A 17,701-nucleotide genomic window follows, 5' to 3' on the forward strand; every position below is an offset into this window, starting at 1 on the left:
ATCACAGTTCCGTTGAGTGAACAATGGGTTGCGAAGATCGTTTCCCCCGATCTCACCCGATCCGGATGATGATTTTCGGGCCGCGGGCCGCGACCCTTCGTCGTCATGACCGAGACGACCGCCACCGGGACCGTTCCCAGCCGCGACATCCTCACGGCCGCGGCCGCCATGGAGGCCCGCCTCCCGTTCGCCGACACCGCCGACCTGCAGGACGCGAACCGCGGATTCGTCGGATCGCGGAGCCCCGGGCAGGTCCGGGCCGCCGACGGGCGGGTCGTCTGGGACGCCGACGCCTGGTCCTCGGTACTCGAGACGTCCCATCCGGCCACCGTGAACCCGAGCCTGTGGCGGCAGGCCCAGCTCGTCGCGCTGCACGGGCTCTACGAGGTCACCGAGGGCATCTACCAGGTCCGCGGCATGGACCTGTCGAACATGACCCTCGTCGAAGGCCGGTCCGGCGTCATCGTCATCGACCCCCTGATCTCCACCGAGACCGCCGCCGCGGCGCTGGCCCTCTACCGCGCCCACCGCGGGGATCGGCCCGTCACCGGGATGATCTACACCCACAGCCACGTCGACCACTTCGGCGGCGTGCGCGGCGTGATCTCCGGCGACGACGTCGACGCCGGGCGCGTCCCCGTCCTGGCACCCGAGGGCTTCGTCGAGCACGCCGTGGCCGAGAACGTCTACGCCGGCACCGCCATGGCCCGCCGGGCGGCCTACATGTTCGGCGCCGCGCTGCCCGTCGGACCGGCAGGCCAGATGGGCGCCGGGCTCGGCATGACCACCTCCACCGGCACGGTGACCCTGATCCCGCCGACCGTCGACATCACCCGGACCGGGCAGGAGGAGACGATCGACGGCGTCCGGATCGCCTTCCAGGTCACCCCCGGCACCGAGGCACCCGCGGAGATGAACTTCCTGTTCCCCGACCGCGGCGCGCTGTGCATGGCCGAGAACGCCACCCACACCCTGCACAACCTGCTGACCTTGCGCGGTGCGCTGGTGCGGGACCCGCACGCCTGGGCGCACTACCTCACCGAGGCGATCGAGCTGTTCGCCGACTTCACCGAGGTGGAGTTCGCCTCCCACCACTGGCCCACCTGGGGCCGGGACCGGGTGGAGCAGCTGCTGTCCGAGCAGCGCGACCTCTACGCCTACCAGCACGACCAGACGCTGCGGCTGCTCAACCGGGGCTACGTCGGCGCCGAGATCGCCGAGCTGCTGGAGATGCCACCTGCGCTGGACACCGCCTGGAACACCCACGGCTACTACGGCTCGGTCAGCCACAACGTCAAGGCGATCTACCAGCGCTACATGGGCTGGTTCGACGGCAACCCCGCACACCTGTGGCCGCACCCGCCCGAGCAGGCGGGCCGCCGCTACGTCGAGGCGATCGGTGGTGCGGACGCGCTGCTGCAGGTCGCGAAGCGGGCCTACGTCGCCGGGGACTTCCGCTGGGTCGCCGAGCTCGTCGGGCACCTCGTGTTCGCCGAGCCCGGCCACGCCGACGCCCGCGAGCTGCAGGCCGCCGCGCTCGAACAGCTCGGCTTCGGCGCCGAGAACGGCACCTGGCGCAACTTCTTCCTGACCGGAGCCTTCGAGCTGCGCGGCGGCACGACCGGGACCCCCACCGAGACGGCCTCGCCGGACATGATGGCCCAGCTCAGCCTCGGGCAGCTGCTCGACAGCCTGGCGATCCGGGTGAACGGGCCGCAGGCCTGGGACCTGCGGGTGGGCATCGAGTGGATGATCACCGGGCCGGACGGGACCGAGGAGCGGCACTGGTCCCGGCTGCGCAACGGCGTCCTCACCCATGGGACAGGTTCCGGCCGCGGCGACGCCGACGCCACGGTCCGGATCGACAGGCAGGCGCTGCTCGCGTTGCTCTCCGGCCGGACCGGTGCCGGGGAGCTGGAGCGGGCGGGCAACCTGACCGTCGACGGGGCACGCGACGTGCTCGACCGGCTCCTCGGCGTCCTCGACACCCCCGACCCGGGCTTCGCGATCGTCACGCCGTAGTCGCCTCACCCCGGCGGCAGGTCGTGGATCCCGCCCACGACGAGCGAAACGCGAACAGGTACGTCGGCGAAGCCCGCCGCGTCGAGGTCACGGCGCAGGGACCCGACGTCGACGGCCGGCGGCGGTCCCACGGCGTCGATGCGGATCCCGTCGTCGGTCCCGCTCACCCCGACGATCTGCCACGAGCCCGCGGCGGCCCAGCGCTCCGCCACGGGCCGGATCCCGGCCACCTGGTTGTTCTGGACCACGGCCTGGACGCTGCCGATGCCCAGGGGCGCCGCGACCAGCACGACGAAGCCGATCACTACCACCAGCGAGCGCGGTCCGAGCCTGCCGACCCGGCGCCCCGCAGCCGCGGCGACCGTCCGGATCCGGTAGGCGAGCAGCAGCAGGGTGCCCGTCGCGATGATCGAGGCGACGTTCGTGGTGAACAGCAGGAACGCCCCGAGCGCCTGCCGCGGCTCGCCCGACTCCAGGGTCAGCCCGACCACCGCCAAGGGGGGCACCAGGGAGACCGCGATCGCCACGCCCGGCAGCGCGTCCGACACATCCGAGCGGACCAGTGCGAACGCGCCGACCACACCGGTGGCGAGCGCGGCGACCAGGTCGATGAGGTGCGGGCTGACGCGGCCCGCGACCTGGGAGTTGCTGTCGGCCACGACGGGCTCGGGCACGAGCAGGCCGAGGAGGAAGCCGAGCGCCACGACAGCGGCGGCACCGGCCACGATCATCGCGATCCCGCGCACGACCCACCGGGGCTCCCCGAGCACCACAGCCAGGGCCGTACCCAGGATCGGGGTCATCAACGGCGCGACGATCATCGCCCCGATTACCGTCGCCGTCGAGTCGGCCACGACACCGGCCCCGGCGATGACCGCCGCGAGAACCAGCAGCGCCCAGAACGCGGACAACTTGCGCCGGCCGTCGAGGAAGAGCCGCTCGACCATCCGGTCGACGTCGGCGCCCGTCACGCCCGACGCGGCGGACGGGTGCGCAGTCACCGCCGCCCCGCGCGTGTCACGCCCATACCCGGATGCTGCGCCGCCGCTCCCGTCGTCGGATCACCCGTCCGGAATGACGTGGCCCGCCGGGCATCCGTCGCACGATCTCCTGGGAACGGAGGCGACCCATGGACACCACGGGACTCGGGCTGCTGGCCGTCGGCCTTCTGCTCTGCTTCGCCGGCGTCAGATCGCTCAACCTCGCCCTGCTGGCGTCGGGCTTCGCGGTCGGATGGCTGCTGACCGAACCGTTCGGCGCCGCCCCCCTCACCGCGCTGGTCGTGGCGGCGGCCGCGGCGGTCGGCGCCTGGGTCGTCGCCCACCTCGTGTTCCGGGTCGCCCTGTTCTTCGTCGGCGGCCTCGCGGGGACGGTGATCGGGGCGAAGGTCTTCGGGCTTCTCCAGCCGGCAGGCGGCAGTGTCGTGCTGGCCGTGCTGTTCATCGCCGCCACCGGCTTCATCGGCGGGATCGCCACCCAGCACTTCCGGCAGCGCGCGCTGGCCGTGGCCTGCGCACTCGGCGGCGCCGGCCTGGCGCTGAGCGGCGTAGCACGGGCGTTCCCGGACGCGCTCGGGTTCCTCCGCGCACCGGGCACGCCATGGCAGTCGGTCGTGACCACCGCGGTCTGGCTGGCCCTCGCCGTCGTGGGCTGGACGATCCAACGGCGGGAACTCGGGGAGAAGGAGACGGCGCGATGACGGGTCGGATCATCCCGTCCGGACGAGGCGGATCCCCCGTCGTTCGAGCATCGTCACGACGGCGAGGGCGAGGAGGTTCCGATGAACCGTCACGGCGCGGATGACACGAGCCCACCTGGTCGGCTCGGGCAGATCGCCGAATCGCCCGGCCTGATGCTCGCCGCGGGCGCGCTGACGGTGCTGATAGGTCTGCTCGTCCTGGCGTGGCCCGGGGCGACCGTCCGGGTTATCGCATGGCTGTTCGCCGTCCAACTGGTCGTTTGCGGGGTCCTCCAGTTGGTCTCGGCGTTCTCGGCCGACCGCGGGCCGGGCGGGCGGGTGCTCTTCATCCTGCTCGGCGCGCTCTCGATCCTCGTCGGGCTGCTGTGCCTGCGCGAACCACTGCAGACCGCGATCGTGCTGGGGTTGCTCATCGGCGCGATGTGGGTCGTGCAGGGCGTCGTGGGCATCGCCGTCGCCCTGGGCGGCGATGGGGGCACGGCCCGGGGCTGGGCGATCGCCTCGAGCGCCCTGTCCGTGCTGGGTGGCGTGGTCGTCCTCGTCTACCCGGGCACGAGCCTCGTCGTCCTCACGTGGCTGTTCGGGATCACCCTCCTTGTCCTCGGTGTCGTGCTCATCGCCCAGGGCGTCATCGCACACCGGGGCCGGGCGCCCGCGGTGTCCGTCGCGCCACAGACCTGAGGCCGCCGGTGGGACGCGCTGCACTGGGAGGGTGCTGCCGAATCGGCTCGCCACACCCGGCCAGGTGGTCGCGGCCGGCGCCCGGGGTTACGCCCGGTCCCATGCGTCGGGGAGGCGCCCGGGTTGGGTGCTGGGGATCACTGCGTGCGCGTGTGAAACTGGTCCTCGGGGCGCCGCGCCCGACCTGCCCGCGATGTGCCCGGGAGGGGGCGCACAGGTGAGGGGCGGCCTCGCACGATGCGCGAGGCCCCTCGCCGCCCAGAGCCACCGGTGCGAGCACGTTCCGCCCCCGGGCCGCGAGGTCGACCACGCCCCGGTTCGGCAACACCCTCCCGGAGCGGCCGGAGAACCGCAAACGCTGATCAAGCCTGGGTAGCGCACCCCCCCCGTAGCCCTCAGCCGGGCAACCGGCCGTCGGCGCGCGCCTTCTGCTCGTGGTAGTCCCAGACCTTGCGTGCGATCTTGGGTGACCAGTTCGTGGTGCGCGTGCGCTCCAGGTTCTTCCCCTGCATCGGCTTCACCGGGCCGAGCAGCGCCGCCTGGTACTGCTTCTCCGCGTTCTGCTCCACGAACACCGCCCTGGCGAAGACGGCCTCGATGTCGGCCTCCACGAGGACGCTCCCGTGGTGCCGAATGGTGATCAGATCGGCAGCGCCCAGCTCGGCCGCGAGCTCCTCGCCGATCTCCCGTGTGTTCACGAGGCTCGAGGTCTCGTAGACGGGCAGGTCGGGGTGCACGAAGGAACCGATGGAGAACACCGGCTCCAGCGGGATCCGGGCGATCCCGAGCACCGTCTGCCAGTGCGGGTGGTTGTGCAGGACCGTGGCGACATCGGGGCGGGCCCGGTAGATCGAGGTGTGGATGTGGAACTCGCTGGGCGGCTCGTCGGCGCCCTCGAGCAGGTTCCCGTCGAGATCGATGGTCACGATGTCGGCCGCGGTCAGCGCGGCACGGCTCGCCCGGCGGGAGTTGATGAGGACCCGGTCGGTGCCCGGAGGCCGGTAGCTCAGGTGCCCGTTCATGTCGAGCAGCCCCGCGCACTCGAGCATCCGGATCGCCGTGGCGATCCTCGTCCTGGCCTCGCTCAGGTCCATGTCGCGTCCCCGGTCCTCTCGGTCGTCGTCATCCGGCTGTGAAGGCCTGCTTCAAGAGCTGCACGTACTCCGGCGGTGCCGCCATCAGCTCCTCGACCGTGGCCTGCACCTCCTCGCCGCCCGCGAAGTCGATGGGGCGCCCCGCCGCCGCGGACTCGGCCGCGAACGCCTCGTCGGTGGCGACGTCGGCGAATGCGGTCCGCAGCTCCGCGAGGAGGTCCGGGTCCATGCCGGGCGGTGCGGCGAACGCCCGGCCGGTCTCGAGCATCCGCGTGTGGCTCTCCAGCAGCGACCGGTTGGCGTCCGTGGCGTAGTCCATGACGGTCGGCACCCCGGCCAGCTCGGGCACCGGCTCCGCACCCACCACCAGCAGCGGCCTGGTGTCACCGCCCTCGATGCCCGGCAGCTGGCTGCTCAGGGAGAGGGCGTGCAGGTCGACGTCGCCCGCCACGACCGAGAGGGACGCCTCGCTGCTCCCCTCGAACCCGGTGACCACCTCGCTGCGGAGGCCGAACAGCGACCCGAGGACGACCGCGTCGATGTACTCGAGGGAGCCCGGGCCACCCGCCCCGAACCGCAGGGGACGGTCCGGGATGCCCGAGAGCACGTCGTCGAACGTCCGGAGCGGGCCGCGCGCACCCGTGACGACGACGTCCGGCTCCTGGCTGATCCGGCCGATGTAGGAGAACTTCGTGGCGTCGTACTGCACCCCGGGGGCGCCGGCCAGGGCGCTGCCGAGGTGGCCGACCATGTTGAGGATGGCGATCGAGGAGCCGTCCGGGCGGGCGTTCCAGAGCTCGTTGGTGGCGAGCAGCCCGCCGGCGCCCGGCTCGTTGACGACGGCGACCGTGGCGCCGAGCCGCTTCTCCAGCGCCGGCGCCAGCTGCCTGGCGTAGGTGTCGTAGCCTCCACCCGGGCTGAACGGCACGACGATCTCGATGGTCTCGCCCGCGAAGCTCCCGGACCCCGCGCCGGACGCGTCCGCGCCGCAGCCGGCGAGGAGCGGCGCCAGCAGGACCCCGCAGGTGAGTGCACCGAGAAGTCGTCGCATGCCGCTGTCCCCTCATCGTCGAGTCGACGACAGCAACCTACGGACGTTCTGTCTCACGGGGCTGATTATTCTGATCTGAGGAACACGACGGCGGAGCACCGCCCGCCATCACCTCGTCGAAGTACCTGCCCGCCGGATGTTCGAGCTCCACCATCACTCGCCGGAACGCGTCCGCGGCGCGGTGCCGCGCGACCGGGCGTGGAAGCAGCCGATCGGGTACCTCCGGGTCGAGGACGGCGAACTGGCGGAAGGTGTGGGCAGCGCGCACGCGGACCATGAACGCGGCCCGGTCGGCGTCCGGTCCGCCCGAACCCGCCGGGACCGCGTCCGCGAACTCGGCGACGAACTGCTCGTAGCGGTCGCACAGGCCCTCGACGTCCCACGCCCGTTCGACGAGGTGGTCGACCGGGAGGTCGACCGGAGAGGTGCCGACCAGCACCCCGATCCGGTCCGCGACCCCGATGCTCAGGGCGACGCCGTGAACCTCGCGGTCTCGGGTGTGCGGTGACAACCAGATCGAGTCCTGCACCGGACGGAAGCCGAGGAACCGCAGGCGACGAGCGAGCCTGTTGCGCTCCACCGGCTGCGACTCCGGCAACGCGTGCCACACCGTCGTCCAAGTGCCGTCCCACTCGGCGCGGTTCCCGAGCGTGAACAGCCGCCGGTCGCCCTCCGCCAGGAGATCGGCGCAGCGCGGGGTGATCTCGTAGTACACGTGCCGCCCGGCGCGCACCCGCGTCAGGAGATGCCGGCCGACGAGACGGTTGAGCGCTGCTCGGGCGGCCAACGTCGAGTAGCCGACCTCGTTCAGCACGCGCACCAGGCCGCCCGACCACAGCCGACGGTCGTCCTGCCGTCCGAAGATCGCGAGCAGCGTCATGACGAACTCTTGTGAGTCGCCACGGTCGGCCCGTCTGTCGTCCATGGTTCCGACCACCTTAGTCAGCCGCCAACAGTTGACACCTGACCGACGTCAGGTGCAGCCTATTCTGCGTGAGAGTCGGCGTGGCACTTCCCACCGCGATTCCCCAGGTCGCGACGAACGAGATCGTGCCGTGGGCCAGGCAGGTCGACGATGGGCCGTTCGCGAGCCTCGCGGTCCTCGATCGGCTGGTGTACGACAGCTACGAGCCGCTGGTCGCGCTCTCGGCCGCGGCCGCGGTGACGTCCCGCGTGCAGCTGGCCACCACGATCCTCATCGCTCCGTTGCGGGGCACCACGCTGCTGGCGAAGCAGCTGGCGTCCATCGACCGGTTGTCCGGTGGCCGCCTCGTGGTGGGCGTCGGCGTCGGCGCACGGCAGGACGACTACGAGATCGCAGGCGCCGACACCGCCCGCCGGGGAGCGATGCTCACCGACCAGCTGGTCGACATCCCGAGGCTGTGGGACAGCGGACGCCTCGGTCCGGGCACCGGGTCGGGATCCCGGCCCCGGTTCCTGACCGGCGGCACGTCCGGCGCGGCCCTTGCGCGGATGGCCCGGCACTCCGACGGCTACATCCACGGCGGCGGCCCGCCGCGCGTGTTCGGTCGTGCGGCGGCCGAGGCGCGCGCGGCGTGGATCGACGCCGGCCGCACGGGCGTCCCGGAGATGTGGGGCCAGGCGTACTTCGCCTTCGGCGCTGACGCCGCCGCAGGCGCGAACTACGTCCGCGACTACTACGGCTTCACCGGCGCGTTCGCCGACAAGATCGCTTCTGGCCTGCTGACGAGCCGCCAGCAGGCCGTCGAGCTCATGCAGGCGTACGCCGAGGCCGGTTGCGACCACCTGGTGCTGCTGCCGGCCGTCGCCGCCCGGACGCAGCTCGACCGGCTGGCCGACGCGGTCGTCGAGGCCGGCGCGGCGCCGGACACCCCGACGACGGCGAAAGCCATGCGATGAACGCCGGGCCGCTCGGGAAGGTCCTGGTGGTCGGCGGTGGCCCTGGTGGCCTTTACGCCGCGGCCCTGCTGCGCAAGGCGTTCCCGAAGACCCAGGTCCGGGTCGTCGACCGCAACCCGCGCGGCGCCACCTACGGCTGGGGCGTCGTGTTCTCCGAACAGACCCTCGGCGCACTGGAGCAGGCCGATGCCGCCACCCACCTCCGGATCCGCGAGAGCTTCGCCCGCTGGGACGCCATCGACGTCTCCTTCCGGGGGGAGCTGCTCCGCGCCCACGGACACGGCTTCTCCGGCCTGTCGCGGACGACGTTGCTGGACATCCTCACCGAACGGTGCGCCGAGCTCGGAGTCCTCGTCGAGCACGACACCGAGCTCACGGACACCTCGGCGTTCGCCGACCACGACCTCGTCATCGCCGCCGACGGCGTGAACAGCGGCATCCGCTCGGCCTCGGCGAGCCATTTCCGGCCGCGTTTCGACACCCGCACCGCGAAGTACGCCTGGTACGGCACCAGCCGGCGCCCGGAGGTGTTCACCTATCTCGTCCGGCCCACCGAGTGGGGCATCTTCCAAGGCACGCCGTACCCGTATGACGACGACCACAGCACGTTCGTCATCGAATGCGGCGAGGCCACCTGGCGCCGGGCCGGCCTGGACAGCATGACCGAGGAACAGTCGCGCCTGTTCTGCGAGAAGATCTTCGCCGACTTCCTCGAGGGCCACCCGCTGCTCTCGAACCGCTCGCTGTGGTCGAGCTTCGTCACGGTCAGGAACCGCACGTGGTCGAAGGACAACGTGGTGCTGGTCGGCGATGCAGCGCACACCGTGCACTTCAGCATCGGCTCGGGCACCAAACTGGCGATGGAGGACGCCATCGCGCTCGTGGACGCCCTCGTGAAGCACGACCGGCTGCCCGAGGCGTTCGCCTACTACGAGAACGGCCGGCTGCCGGTGGCGGAGGCGTTCCAGGACGCGGCCCTGCGCAGCCTGCTGTGGTTCGAGGCGCTCGACCGCAACATGGGCCTCGACCCGGAACAGTTCATGTTCAACTTCCTCACCCGCAGCGGTCGCATCTCCTACGACGACGTCCGGCAACGGGACTCGCGGTTCGCCGACCGGTTCGACCGGTGGTTCGCGCGAGCGGCCTGCTCCTCGACGGCACCGGTGCTCATCGCCCCCGGCCCGCTGTTCACGCCTCTGAGGGTGGGCCCCACCACGGTCGCGAACCGCGCCGTCCTGCCCCTGGGCAACGACATGGCCGGCCCGGACGGCGCCCCCGGACGCCGCCACCGGCGTGCGGTGCAGCACCGCGTCCAGGGCGGCGCCGGCGCGGTGCTGACCGACGTCCTCGCCGTGTGCCCCGATGGTCGGGTCACCCCGGCCGACGCGGGCCTGTGGAACGAGGAGCAGGAGCGTCGGTGGACCACGATCATCCGGGAAGCGCACGAGAAGGGGGCCGCGCTGCTCGTGGCCCGCCTCGGGCACGCCGGGCCCCGAGGTGCGACCGCTGCCCGCGACCACGGTGTCGACAGGCCGCTCCACGGCGAGGCATGGCCGCTGCTCGGCCCCACCGACCGGGCTTACACCTCGTACGGCCGCCGACCGAAGGCGATGGACCGTGACGACATGACCGCGGTCGTGGCCCGGTTCCGCGACGCAGCGCAGCGGGCCCTGCGGGCCGGGTTCGACGGCCTCGAGATCCACGCCGGCCACGGGTACCTGCTGGGCAGCTTCCTCTCCCCCCTGACGAACACCCGCACCGACGGGTACGGGGGCGATCGTGCCGCCAGGACGAGGTTCCCGGTGGAGGTGTTCCGCGCGGTCCGGGCGGTGTGGCCGGAGGACCGGCCGTTGTCCGTGTGCATGAACGTGCACGACTGGGCTCCTGGCGGCGCCGGCGTGGCGGACGCGACCGAGGCCGTGCGCGACTTCGCCGGGCACGGCTGCACGCTCGTCCACCTCGTCGCCGGGCAGGCCACGGCGGACAGCAGGCCCAGCTACGGCCCGTACTTCCTCGCCGGCCTCGCGGAGCACGTGCGGATCGAGACCGGCGTGCCCGTGATGATCCGCGGACGCATCACGTCCGGCGACGAGGCGAACACCGTCATCGCCGGCGGACGAGCCGACCTGTGTGTCCTCGACCTGCCAGGGCTCGCCGAGTTCGACGCGCCCGAACCCGGATCGGAGGTCCGAAGATGACCGACACGGTCCGTCGCGGCTACTGGAACCCGGCCGCCGAGACGATGCCTCGCGACCAGCTGCGCGCGGTGCAGTGGAGCAAGCTCGAGGCCCAGCTGCGGCACGTCTACCGGGGTTCCCCGTTCCACCGCGCACGGATGGACGCCGCCGGATGCCGACCGTACGAGGTGACCGGGCTGGACGACTACTTCGCCCGATTCCCGCTGTCGTACCGCGCAGACCTCCTGACCGCCGAGGCCGCAGCACCGCCGTACGGGACGCTGGCCGCGGTCGACCCCGCGTTGGCGATCGCGCGGCACCAGACCAGCGGCAGCAGCGGCCTGCCCCCGTTGCGCACCTTCGACACGGCCCGGGACTGGGCCTGGATCTCCGACATGTTCGCCCGCGGCCTGTACGGCACCGGGATCCGTCAGGGCGACCAGGTGGCCGTGGTGTTCGGCTACGGCATGTTCATCGGGTTCTGGGCCGGGCACTACGGCCTGCAACGGCTCGGTGCCACGGCCATCGCCACCGGGTCGTTGGACACGCAGCGACGCATCGAGCTCCTCATCGCCGAGGACATCAGGGCGTTGCTGTGCACGCCGACCTACGCACTGCACATGGCCCATCGCGCGGAACAGATGGGCGTCGATCTCGCCACCCAGACCAACATCGAGCTGCTGGTCGTCACCGGCGAACCGCGGCCGCCCACGACTCGTCGACTGATCGAGCGGGCGTGGGGCGCACCGGCGCTCGAGGTCGCCGGTATGACCGAGGCCGGCACGCTGATCATGTTCGAGTGCGGCCCGGACGCTCCCGGCATGCACATCATCGAGACCGACGTGATCGAGGAGGTGCTCGACGCCGACACCCGGCGACCGGTTGCCCACGGTGCACGGGGCGTGCGCGTCATGACCACGCTGGGCCGCGAGAGCATGACGATGCTGCGGTACTGGACCAACGACATCGTCGTGCGGGAACCCCACGACTCCTGCACCTGCGGCCGCACCTGGGACCTCTACCGGGGCGGGATCCTGGGGCGTGCCGACGACGTCAAGAAGATCCGCGGCTGTCTGTTCACCCCGTCGATGGTCGAGGACGTGGCCCGCTCCTTCGAGGAGGTCGAGGAGTTCCAAACGGTTCTGGACACCGTGGGCGCGCTGGACACCCTGATCATCACGTTCGAACCGAAGCCGCACGTCACGGCCGACGTCGCGGCCGACGTCGCGGCGCGGTTCGGCGCGGCGGTAAAGCGGGTGGTCGGCGTGACGCCACGGATCCTGGTCGGCGAGATCGGCTCGCTGCCCCGCTTCGACATGAAGGCCAAGCGGTTCACCGACGTCCGGCCCGCGTTGCGCGAGGAGGTGAATCCCGATGCGTCCCGAGGAGCTCAGTGACGGGGACGAGGCGGCGCTGCGCCGCGCGTACACCGACCTGCGTGCGCTGGCCGATCACCCGGTGCCCGCCGTGCGCGGGCCGGCCCGGCTCGCACTGGCCGAGGTCGCGCAGGTGATGAACACGGTCGGGATCGTCTACGAGCTGTACTCGAACGACCTCGCACCCTGACCGGGCGCCGACGCCACCCCGTGATCAGTGTTCGCGCTGCAACTGGTGATCGACCGCGCGACGGCGCGGGTGGCATCGGTGCTGCCGCTACCGACGGCCGGACAGGAGGTGGAAGCAGTGGCGGCCGAGCTCCTGCCCTTGGATCGCGAGCGCCGGGCGGAGATGGAGGTCTACCTGGCCCTTTTCACGGCCGCGAGCTCGAACGCGGGTCTCCGTGCCGTCCGCGACGCCGCGCACCGGACCACCCGGGACGCCTGTCGATGGATGATCGGCAGGCTCGACGACGCGAGTGATCTGGCCGAGGACGCCGACCGGGAGCTCGAGTCGGTCCGGCTGCACGCCGTGATCGACGGCCTCGCGGCCCACCTGATCTACGAGCCCGCCGACGCCGACCCCGGATGGGCACGTCAGGTGCTGGTACGGCACATCCGATCGCTCCGCGAGGTCGGCCGCGACGGGGCTGATCGCTGAGTCCGCACAGCGACCCCGCAACGGTCGTGCTCCGCGGCGACAGCTACACCGGGATCGCCGGGGTGACCGTCGAGGACCAGGCCGTGACCGAGAGCATGGGCGGCATCGTCGACCGCCGCGCTCAGCCCCGGCCGGGGTCCCGAGCCTCCTCCTTGAGGTCGCCCGCCTTCACCCCGACCAGCAGCAGAACGACGGCCAGCAGGATGACGCCGGCACTGATCTGCAGCCCGAGCGACAGGCTCCCCGTGGCGGACTGGATGAAGCCGAGCAGCGAGGGTGATGCGGCGGCGGCGAACGAGCCCATCGACGTCACCACGGCGATGCCGGTGGCCGCGGCCCGGTCGCTCAGGTAGATGGACGGGATCGAGTAGAAGACGGTCAGCCCCGAGTAGTGGGCGGCCGCCATGATCGCCAGCAGCGCCACGACCAGGGCGACGTTGCCGCCGACCACCGAGATCGCGATCATCGCGAGGGCGGCCACCATCCAGCTTGCCGCGGCGTGCCAGCGGCGTTCGAGGGTGCGGTCGGAGTGGCGGCCGACCAGGAACATGACCAGGATGCCGAGCAGCGGCGGGATCGCGGAGAACAGGCCGAGGTTCAGCACGTCGCCGACGCCGGCGTCGGCGATGATCCGCGGCGTCCAGTACGAGACGGCGTTGGCCAGGGTGTAGGCGCCGCAGGCGCACAGGCCGAGGATCCAGACCTTCGGGTCGCGCAGGGCGAGCAGCAACCCGCCGTGGGTGCCGGCGCGGTCGTGGCCCTTGGTGCGGCCGTCGGCGTCGAGGTCGGCCCGGACGGCGGCCTTCTGGGCGGGCGTGAGCCATGTCGCCCGCTCCGGCTCGTCGACGAGGGCGATCGCCACCACGGCGGCGAGCAGGATCGGGGGGATCCCCTCGAGCAGGAACAGCCACTGCCAGTCCGCGAGGCCCGCGACGCCGCCGAGCGCGTGCATGATCGTCCCGGACACGATCGACCCCAGGACCCCCGACACCGGCACGCCGATGAAGAACACCGCCGTCATCCGCGTTCGCCGGGCCGACGGGAACCAGCGCGACAGGTAGAACAGCGCGCCGGGGAAGAACCCCGCCTCGGCGACGCCGAGCAGGAAGCGGGCCACGTAGAAGCTCGCCTCGTCGCGCACGAACATCGTCGCGCACGTCACCAGCCCCCACGTGATCATGATGCGGACCAGCGTCTTGCGGGCGCCGATGCGCGCCATCAGCGCGTTGCTGGGAACCTCGAACAGGATGAACCCGACGAAGAACAGCGTGACGCCGAGCCCGTAGACCGCGGGCCCGAAACCGAGGTCGCGCTGCAGCCCCTGCTGGGCGATCCCGATGTTCGTGCGGTCGATGAAGCTGACGACATAGCAGATCACCAGCAGCGGCATGACCCGCAGGGCGATGGTGCGGTAGGTCGACGCGCGGTCCACCGTGTCGGCACCGCCGCCGCGGTCCGACCGCCCGGCGACGGCGTGGGGTTCGGCCACGGTTTCTCGACTCCTTCGTCCGGGGGCATTGTCGCCGAGGCACCGGCGGCGACGCCGAGTGTCGATACCTGTGTTGATTTTGTCAACACTCGGGCGAGGATCGCTACGATGCCCCCATGGCGCAGCGAACGGACGGGCGGGACCCCGTACCCATCTCGGAGCTCCTGTCGTACCGACTGTCGCGCACCTCGTCGGCGATGTCGCGGTCGGCGGCCCTGCGCTATCGGCGGGAGTTCGACGTGAGCCTGGGCGAGTGGCGGGCGATCGCGCTGATCGCGTCCGACCCGACGCTCACGCTCAACCGGCTCGCGCGCCGGTCGGGACTCGACAAGGCCCAGATGAGCAGGGTAGTCAGCCGCCTGACGGAGCGCGGTCTGGTCAACCGGACCGCGGGCTCGGGCCGCACGTCCCAGCTCGCGCTCACCGAGGATGGCACCCGCGTCTACCGGGGCCTGATCACCGCGGCCAACGAGCGGGACGCGAGCTTCCTGGAGATCCTCTCCCCCGACGAGGCCGACGCGCTGCTGCGCGCGCTCGACAAGCTCGCCGACCTCGCACTCGCCTTCGAGCAGCGTGAGCGCGAGCACGCGAACCGCCCCGAGTGTTGACTTTATCAACATAGCCGCGTACAGCTGGAGTCATCGACGAGGAGGTGACTCGATGGCGGCGCACGACGTCGTGACGATCTGCGAGTGCTTCGCCCGCGACGGGCTCCAGCACGAACCCGAGTTCGTACCGACTGCGACCAAGACCGCGCTGCTGAACGCGTTCACCGAGGCCGGCTTCCGCCGGGTCGAGGCCACGAGCTACAGCCACCCGTCCCGGGTCCCCGCCTTCGCGGACGCCTCCCAGGTGCTCGTCGAGGTCGGGCGCAGGCCAGGGGTGGCGTTCAAGGCGACCTGCCCCAACCCGCGCGCGGTCAGCCGGGCGCTCGCCGACCTCGACGCCGGGCACGGCGCCGACGAGCTGAGCCTGCTGGTCTCGGCCAGCGAGAGCCACACCCAGCGCAACCTGCGCACCACCCGCTCGGGCCAGTGGGAACGGGTCGAGGAGATGGTCGCGCTGGCCGGTGGCCGGTTCCGGCTGGTGGGGGTCGTGTCGGTGGCCTTCGGCTGCCCGTTCGAGGGCGCTGTCGACCCCGGCCGGGTCGCCGAGGACGTCGCGCGGTTCGTGGACCTCGGTGCGGACCTCGTGACCCTGGGCGACACCACCGGCGTGGCCACGCCGCGGACGGTCGCCGCCATGTTCGCCCGGCTGGGGCGCGCCCACCCCGGTCTCCCGGTCGTGGCGCACTTCCACAACACGCGCGGCACCGGCATCGCCAACGCCGTCGCGGCGCTCGACGCCGGTTGCCGGCACTTCGACAGCGCGGTCGGCGGCGTCGGCGGGCATCCCGCGGGCATCGGCTACGGCGCCGGGCTGACCGGCAACGTCTGTACCGAGGACCTGGTCGGCCTGCTCGACGCGATGGGCGTCGAGACCGGCATCGACCTCGACGCGCTGGCCGCGGTGTCGCGGGCGTGCGAGGAGGCGCTGCAGCGACCGCTCCACAGCATGGTCGCGCGCGCCGGCTTCACCCGCTCCGCGGCCGTGCCCGCCTGATCCGGACCACCACCCTGGAGAGCCCTTCGTGACCGTGCCGACCGAGCCCACCCGCGACGACGTCCTGCTCGTCGAGGACCACGCCGCGGTCCGGATCCTGACCCTGAACCGGCCGGAGAAGCTCAACGCCCTCGACACGGCGCTGACCCGCGCGCTGAGCACCGCCCTGGACTCCGCCGACGCCGACCGCGCCGTCCGCGCCGTGGTGCTCACCGGCAGCGGGCGCGGCTTCTGCGCGGGCGCCGACCTGCGCGAGTTCTCCTCGCTCACCCCCCAGCACCCCGATGCCGTGCTGGAACGCGCCGCGTTGACCTCCCGCCTGCAGGTGCAGATGCAGCGCATGACGACCCCGGTGGTGTCCGCCGTGCGCGGGGTGGCCGTCGGGGGCGGCGCGGGCCTGGCGATCGGCGCCGACATGGCCGTCGCCGCCACCGACCTGAGGTTCGGCTACCCCGAGCTGAAGCACTCGATCGTGCCGGCGCTGGTCATGACGGGCCTGGTCCGCCACCTCGGCCGCAAGCTCGCCTTCGAGCTCGTCAGCACCGGCCGCCTGCTCGGCGCCGACGAGGCGCTCGCCCACGGGCTCGTCAACCGGGTGGTGGCACCCGAGGAGGTCGTGCCGGCGGCGCTCGAGATCGCCGAGCAGTGGGCGGCCGTCGAGCCGCGCGCGCTCGGCGCGGCGAAGGACCTCTTCCACCGCGTCGCGGACCTGCCGACGGACGCCGCGATGCGCGCCGGGCAGGACGTCAACGCCCTGATGCGCGGGTTCCGCGCGTGACCCCGCGGCCGCTGGAGGGCATCACCGTCCTCGACCTCACCCGGGTGCTCGCCGGGCCGATGGCCACGCAGATCCTCGCCGAGCTCGGCGCCACCGTCGTCAAGGTCGAGCGGCCCCGCACCGGCGACGAGACCCGCGGCTTCGAGCCCCGGCTCCCCCACGGCGAGAGCGCCTACTTCTTCGCCTTCAACCGCGGCAAGCGCTCGATCACGGTCGACATCAAGGACCCGCGCGGCCGCGACCTCGTGCGGCGGCTGGCCGCGCGCGCCGACGTGCTCGTCGAGAACTTCCTCCCAGGCACCATGGACCGCCTCGGCCTGGGCCACGCCACCCTCGCGGATCAGAACCCGGGCCTGGTCCACGTCTCCGCGACCGGCTTCGGCCAGACCGGGCCGGACCGCGGGCGCAAGGGCTACGACACCGTGTTCCAGGCCCTGTCGGGCGTGATGGCGATGACGGGCGAGCCGGACGGGCCGCCCGTGAAGGCCGGCGTACCGGTGGCGGACCTGAGCTCGGGGCTGTGGGTGGCGATCGCCGCGCTGACCGGGCTGGCGGGTCGCGCGGCGCACGGGCGCGGCCGCCACCTCGACGTGTCGATGATGGACGTCCAGCTCAGCCTGCACGCGCTCAACGCGGCCCGGCTCTTCGCGCTCGACGAGGACCCCGTCCGCACCGGCACCGAGCACCCCGGCCGGGTGCCGTCCGCGGCCTTCCAGGCGGGCGACGGCCGCTGGCTCCACATCAGCGGCAGCGACCAGCACTGGGCACCGCTCTGCGCGGTGCTCGGGCTGCACGAGCTCGGCGCCGACCCCGGCCTGCGGCAGAACGCCGGGCGCGTCGCGCAGCGCGAGCGCGTCATGAAGTCGCTGCGCGTCGCCATCGTGGGATGGGACCGGGATCCGCTGGTCCAGGAGCTGCTCGCGGCCGACGTCCCGGTCGGCGAGGTCCGCTCGGTGCGCGAGGCGCTCGCCGACCCGCACGCGGCCGCGCGCGACGTCGTCGGCGGCTTCACCCATCCCACCGAGGGCGACTTCCCCGCGCTGCGCACCCCGTTGCGCGAGACCGGCGGGCCCCCACCCCCCACCGGCGTCCCGCCGCTGCTCGGCGCGGACACCGACGCCGTGCTCACCGACCTGGCCGGCCTCACGGCCGACGAGATCGCCGGGCTGCGCACCGCGGGGGTGATCTGA

Annotated in this window: 17 protein-coding genes; 12 read left to right on the plus strand and 5 right to left on the minus strand. The window is 72.3% G+C overall.

The window, feature by feature from the left end:
• The first annotated feature begins 105 nt into the window (after window positions 1–105).
• Window positions 106–2,022, plus strand: a complete 1,917-nt coding sequence (locus ACU436_RS36645; RefSeq protein ID WP_459031684.1) for an alkyl/aryl-sulfatase — start codon at window positions 106–108, stop codon at window positions 2,020–2,022.
• A gap of 5 nt (window positions 2,023–2,027) precedes the next feature.
• Here the strand turns inward: ACU436_RS36645 and ACU436_RS36650 are convergent, their stop codons facing one another.
• On the minus strand, window positions 2,028–3,023 hold the full coding sequence (locus ACU436_RS36650) for a DUF389 domain-containing protein (RefSeq protein ID WP_459031685.1): 996 nt from the start codon (window positions 3,021–3,023) through the stop codon (window positions 2,028–2,030).
• A 128-nt stretch (window positions 3,024–3,151) separates the two neighbouring features.
• On the opposite strand from ACU436_RS36650, the gene ACU436_RS36655 reads away from it, so the two are divergent.
• Complete coding sequence (locus ACU436_RS36655) at window positions 3,152–3,721, plus strand: hypothetical protein (RefSeq protein ID WP_459031686.1); 570 nt, start codon at window positions 3,152–3,154, stop codon at window positions 3,719–3,721.
• Window positions 3,722–3,802: 81 nt separating this feature from the next.
• On the plus strand, window positions 3,803–4,402 hold the full coding sequence (locus ACU436_RS36660) for an HdeD family acid-resistance protein (protein ID WP_459031687.1): 600 nt from the start codon (window positions 3,803–3,805) through the stop codon (window positions 4,400–4,402).
• A 395-nt stretch (window positions 4,403–4,797) separates the two neighbouring features.
• Here the strand turns inward: ACU436_RS36660 and ACU436_RS36665 are convergent, their stop codons facing one another.
• Genes ACU436_RS36665 through ACU436_RS36675 form a run of 3 tightly spaced genes read right to left on the minus strand, consistent with a single transcriptional unit; the run spans window position 4,798 to window position 7,472 of the window.
• Window positions 4,798–5,496: a class II aldolase/adducin family protein gene (locus ACU436_RS36665; protein ID WP_459031688.1), complete on the minus strand. Its 699-nt coding sequence runs from the start codon at window positions 5,494–5,496 to the stop codon at window positions 4,798–4,800.
• Window positions 5,497–5,524: 28 nt separating this feature from the next.
• On the minus strand, window positions 5,525–6,547 hold the full coding sequence (locus ACU436_RS36670; RefSeq protein WP_459031689.1) for a Bug family tripartite tricarboxylate transporter substrate binding protein: 1,023 nt from the start codon (window positions 6,545–6,547) through the stop codon (window positions 5,525–5,527).
• A gap of 37 nt (window positions 6,548–6,584) precedes the next feature.
• Window positions 6,585–7,472, minus strand: a complete 888-nt coding sequence (locus ACU436_RS36675) for a PaaX family transcriptional regulator (RefSeq protein WP_459031690.1) — start codon at window positions 7,470–7,472, stop codon at window positions 6,585–6,587.
• Window positions 7,473–7,540: 68 nt separating this feature from the next.
• Here ACU436_RS36675 and ACU436_RS36680 point away from each other — a divergent pair, with 68 nt between their 5' ends.
• Genes ACU436_RS36680 through ACU436_RS36700 form a run of 5 tightly spaced genes read left to right on the plus strand, consistent with a single transcriptional unit; the run spans window position 7,541 to window position 12,642 of the window.
• Window positions 7,541–8,428 carry an LLM class flavin-dependent oxidoreductase gene (locus ACU436_RS36680; protein WP_459031691.1) on the plus strand — a complete coding sequence of 296 codons (888 nt, stop codon included), beginning with the start codon at window positions 7,541–7,543 and terminating at the stop codon, window positions 8,426–8,428.
• Window positions 8,425–10,626, plus strand: coding sequence for an oxidoreductase (locus ACU436_RS36685; RefSeq protein ID WP_459031692.1), 2,202 nt, complete (start codon window positions 8,425–8,427; stop codon window positions 10,624–10,626). Before ACU436_RS36680 ends, ACU436_RS36685 begins: the two co-directional genes overlap by 4 nt.
• On the plus strand, window positions 10,623–12,002 hold the full coding sequence (locus ACU436_RS36690; protein WP_459031693.1) for a phenylacetate--CoA ligase family protein: 1,380 nt from the start codon (window positions 10,623–10,625) through the stop codon (window positions 12,000–12,002). Before ACU436_RS36685 ends, ACU436_RS36690 begins: the two co-directional genes overlap by 4 nt.
• A complete protein-coding gene (locus tag ACU436_RS36695) occupies window positions 11,980–12,171 on the plus strand; it encodes a DUF6052 family protein (protein WP_459031694.1) in 192 nt (63 codons plus the stop codon). The genes ACU436_RS36690 and ACU436_RS36695 overlap by 23 nt, the downstream gene beginning before the upstream one ends.
• A gap of 27 nt (window positions 12,172–12,198) precedes the next feature.
• Complete coding sequence (locus ACU436_RS36700) at window positions 12,199–12,642, plus strand: TetR family transcriptional regulator C-terminal domain-containing protein (protein ID WP_459031695.1); 444 nt, start codon at window positions 12,199–12,201, stop codon at window positions 12,640–12,642.
• Between the two features lie 121 nt (window positions 12,643–12,763).
• Here ACU436_RS36700 and ACU436_RS36705 read toward each other — a convergent pair whose 3' ends face one another.
• Window positions 12,764–14,131: an MFS transporter gene (locus ACU436_RS36705; protein ID WP_459031696.1), complete on the minus strand. Its 1,368-nt coding sequence runs from the start codon at window positions 14,129–14,131 to the stop codon at window positions 12,764–12,766.
• A 116-nt stretch (window positions 14,132–14,247) separates the two neighbouring features.
• Between ACU436_RS36705 and ACU436_RS36710 the strand changes: the two genes are divergently transcribed.
• The 4 genes from ACU436_RS36710 to ACU436_RS36725 are packed head-to-tail and all read left to right on the plus strand — an operon-like array spanning window position 14,248 to window position 17,701.
• Window positions 14,248–14,739 carry a MarR family winged helix-turn-helix transcriptional regulator gene (locus tag ACU436_RS36710; RefSeq protein WP_459031697.1) on the plus strand — a complete coding sequence of 164 codons (492 nt, stop codon included), beginning with the start codon at window positions 14,248–14,250 and terminating at the stop codon, window positions 14,737–14,739.
• Window positions 14,740–14,791: 52 nt separating this feature from the next.
• Window positions 14,792–15,733, plus strand: a complete 942-nt coding sequence (locus ACU436_RS36715) for a hydroxymethylglutaryl-CoA lyase (RefSeq protein ID WP_459031698.1) — start codon at window positions 14,792–14,794, stop codon at window positions 15,731–15,733.
• Between the two features lie 28 nt (window positions 15,734–15,761).
• Window positions 15,762–16,511: an enoyl-CoA hydratase/isomerase family protein gene (locus ACU436_RS36720; RefSeq protein WP_459031699.1), complete on the plus strand. Its 750-nt coding sequence runs from the start codon at window positions 15,762–15,764 to the stop codon at window positions 16,509–16,511.
• Complete coding sequence (locus tag ACU436_RS36725; RefSeq protein WP_459031700.1) at window positions 16,508–17,701, plus strand: CaiB/BaiF CoA transferase family protein; 1,194 nt, start codon at window positions 16,508–16,510, stop codon at window positions 17,699–17,701. The genes ACU436_RS36720 and ACU436_RS36725 overlap by 4 nt, the downstream gene beginning before the upstream one ends.

Source organism: Pseudonocardia wallangbongensis (assembly GCF_054486945.1).

Excerpts from the sequence above, each read along its gene's own strand:
- ACU436_RS36645 (WP_459031684.1), top strand. The coding sequence starts at position 106 with ATGACCGAGACGACCGCCACCGGGACCGTTCCCAGCCGCGACATCCTC.
- ACU436_RS36655 (WP_459031686.1), top strand. The coding sequence starts at position 3,152 with ATGGACACCACGGGACTCGGGCTGCTGGCCGTCGGCCTTCTGCTCTGC.
- ACU436_RS36660 (WP_459031687.1), top strand. The coding sequence starts at position 3,803 with ATGAACCGTCACGGCGCGGATGACACGAGCCCACCTGGTCGGCTCGGG.
- ACU436_RS36665 (WP_459031688.1), bottom strand. The coding sequence starts at position 5,496 with ATGGACCTGAGCGAGGCCAGGACGAGGATCGCCACGGCGATCCGGATG.
- ACU436_RS36670 (WP_459031689.1), bottom strand. The coding sequence starts at position 6,547 with ATGCGACGACTTCTCGGTGCACTCACCTGCGGGGTCCTGCTGGCGCCG.
- ACU436_RS36675 (WP_459031690.1), bottom strand. The coding sequence starts at position 7,472 with ATGGACGACAGACGGGCCGACCGTGGCGACTCACAAGAGTTCGTCATG.
- ACU436_RS36685 (WP_459031692.1), top strand. The coding sequence starts at position 8,425 with ATGAACGCCGGGCCGCTCGGGAAGGTCCTGGTGGTCGGCGGTGGCCCT.
- ACU436_RS36690 (WP_459031693.1), top strand. The coding sequence starts at position 10,623 with ATGACCGACACGGTCCGTCGCGGCTACTGGAACCCGGCCGCCGAGACG.
- ACU436_RS36695 (WP_459031694.1), top strand. The coding sequence starts at position 11,980 with ATGCGTCCCGAGGAGCTCAGTGACGGGGACGAGGCGGCGCTGCGCCGC.
- ACU436_RS36710 (WP_459031697.1), top strand. The coding sequence starts at position 14,248 with ATGGCGCAGCGAACGGACGGGCGGGACCCCGTACCCATCTCGGAGCTC.
- ACU436_RS36715 (WP_459031698.1), top strand. The coding sequence starts at position 14,792 with ATGGCGGCGCACGACGTCGTGACGATCTGCGAGTGCTTCGCCCGCGAC.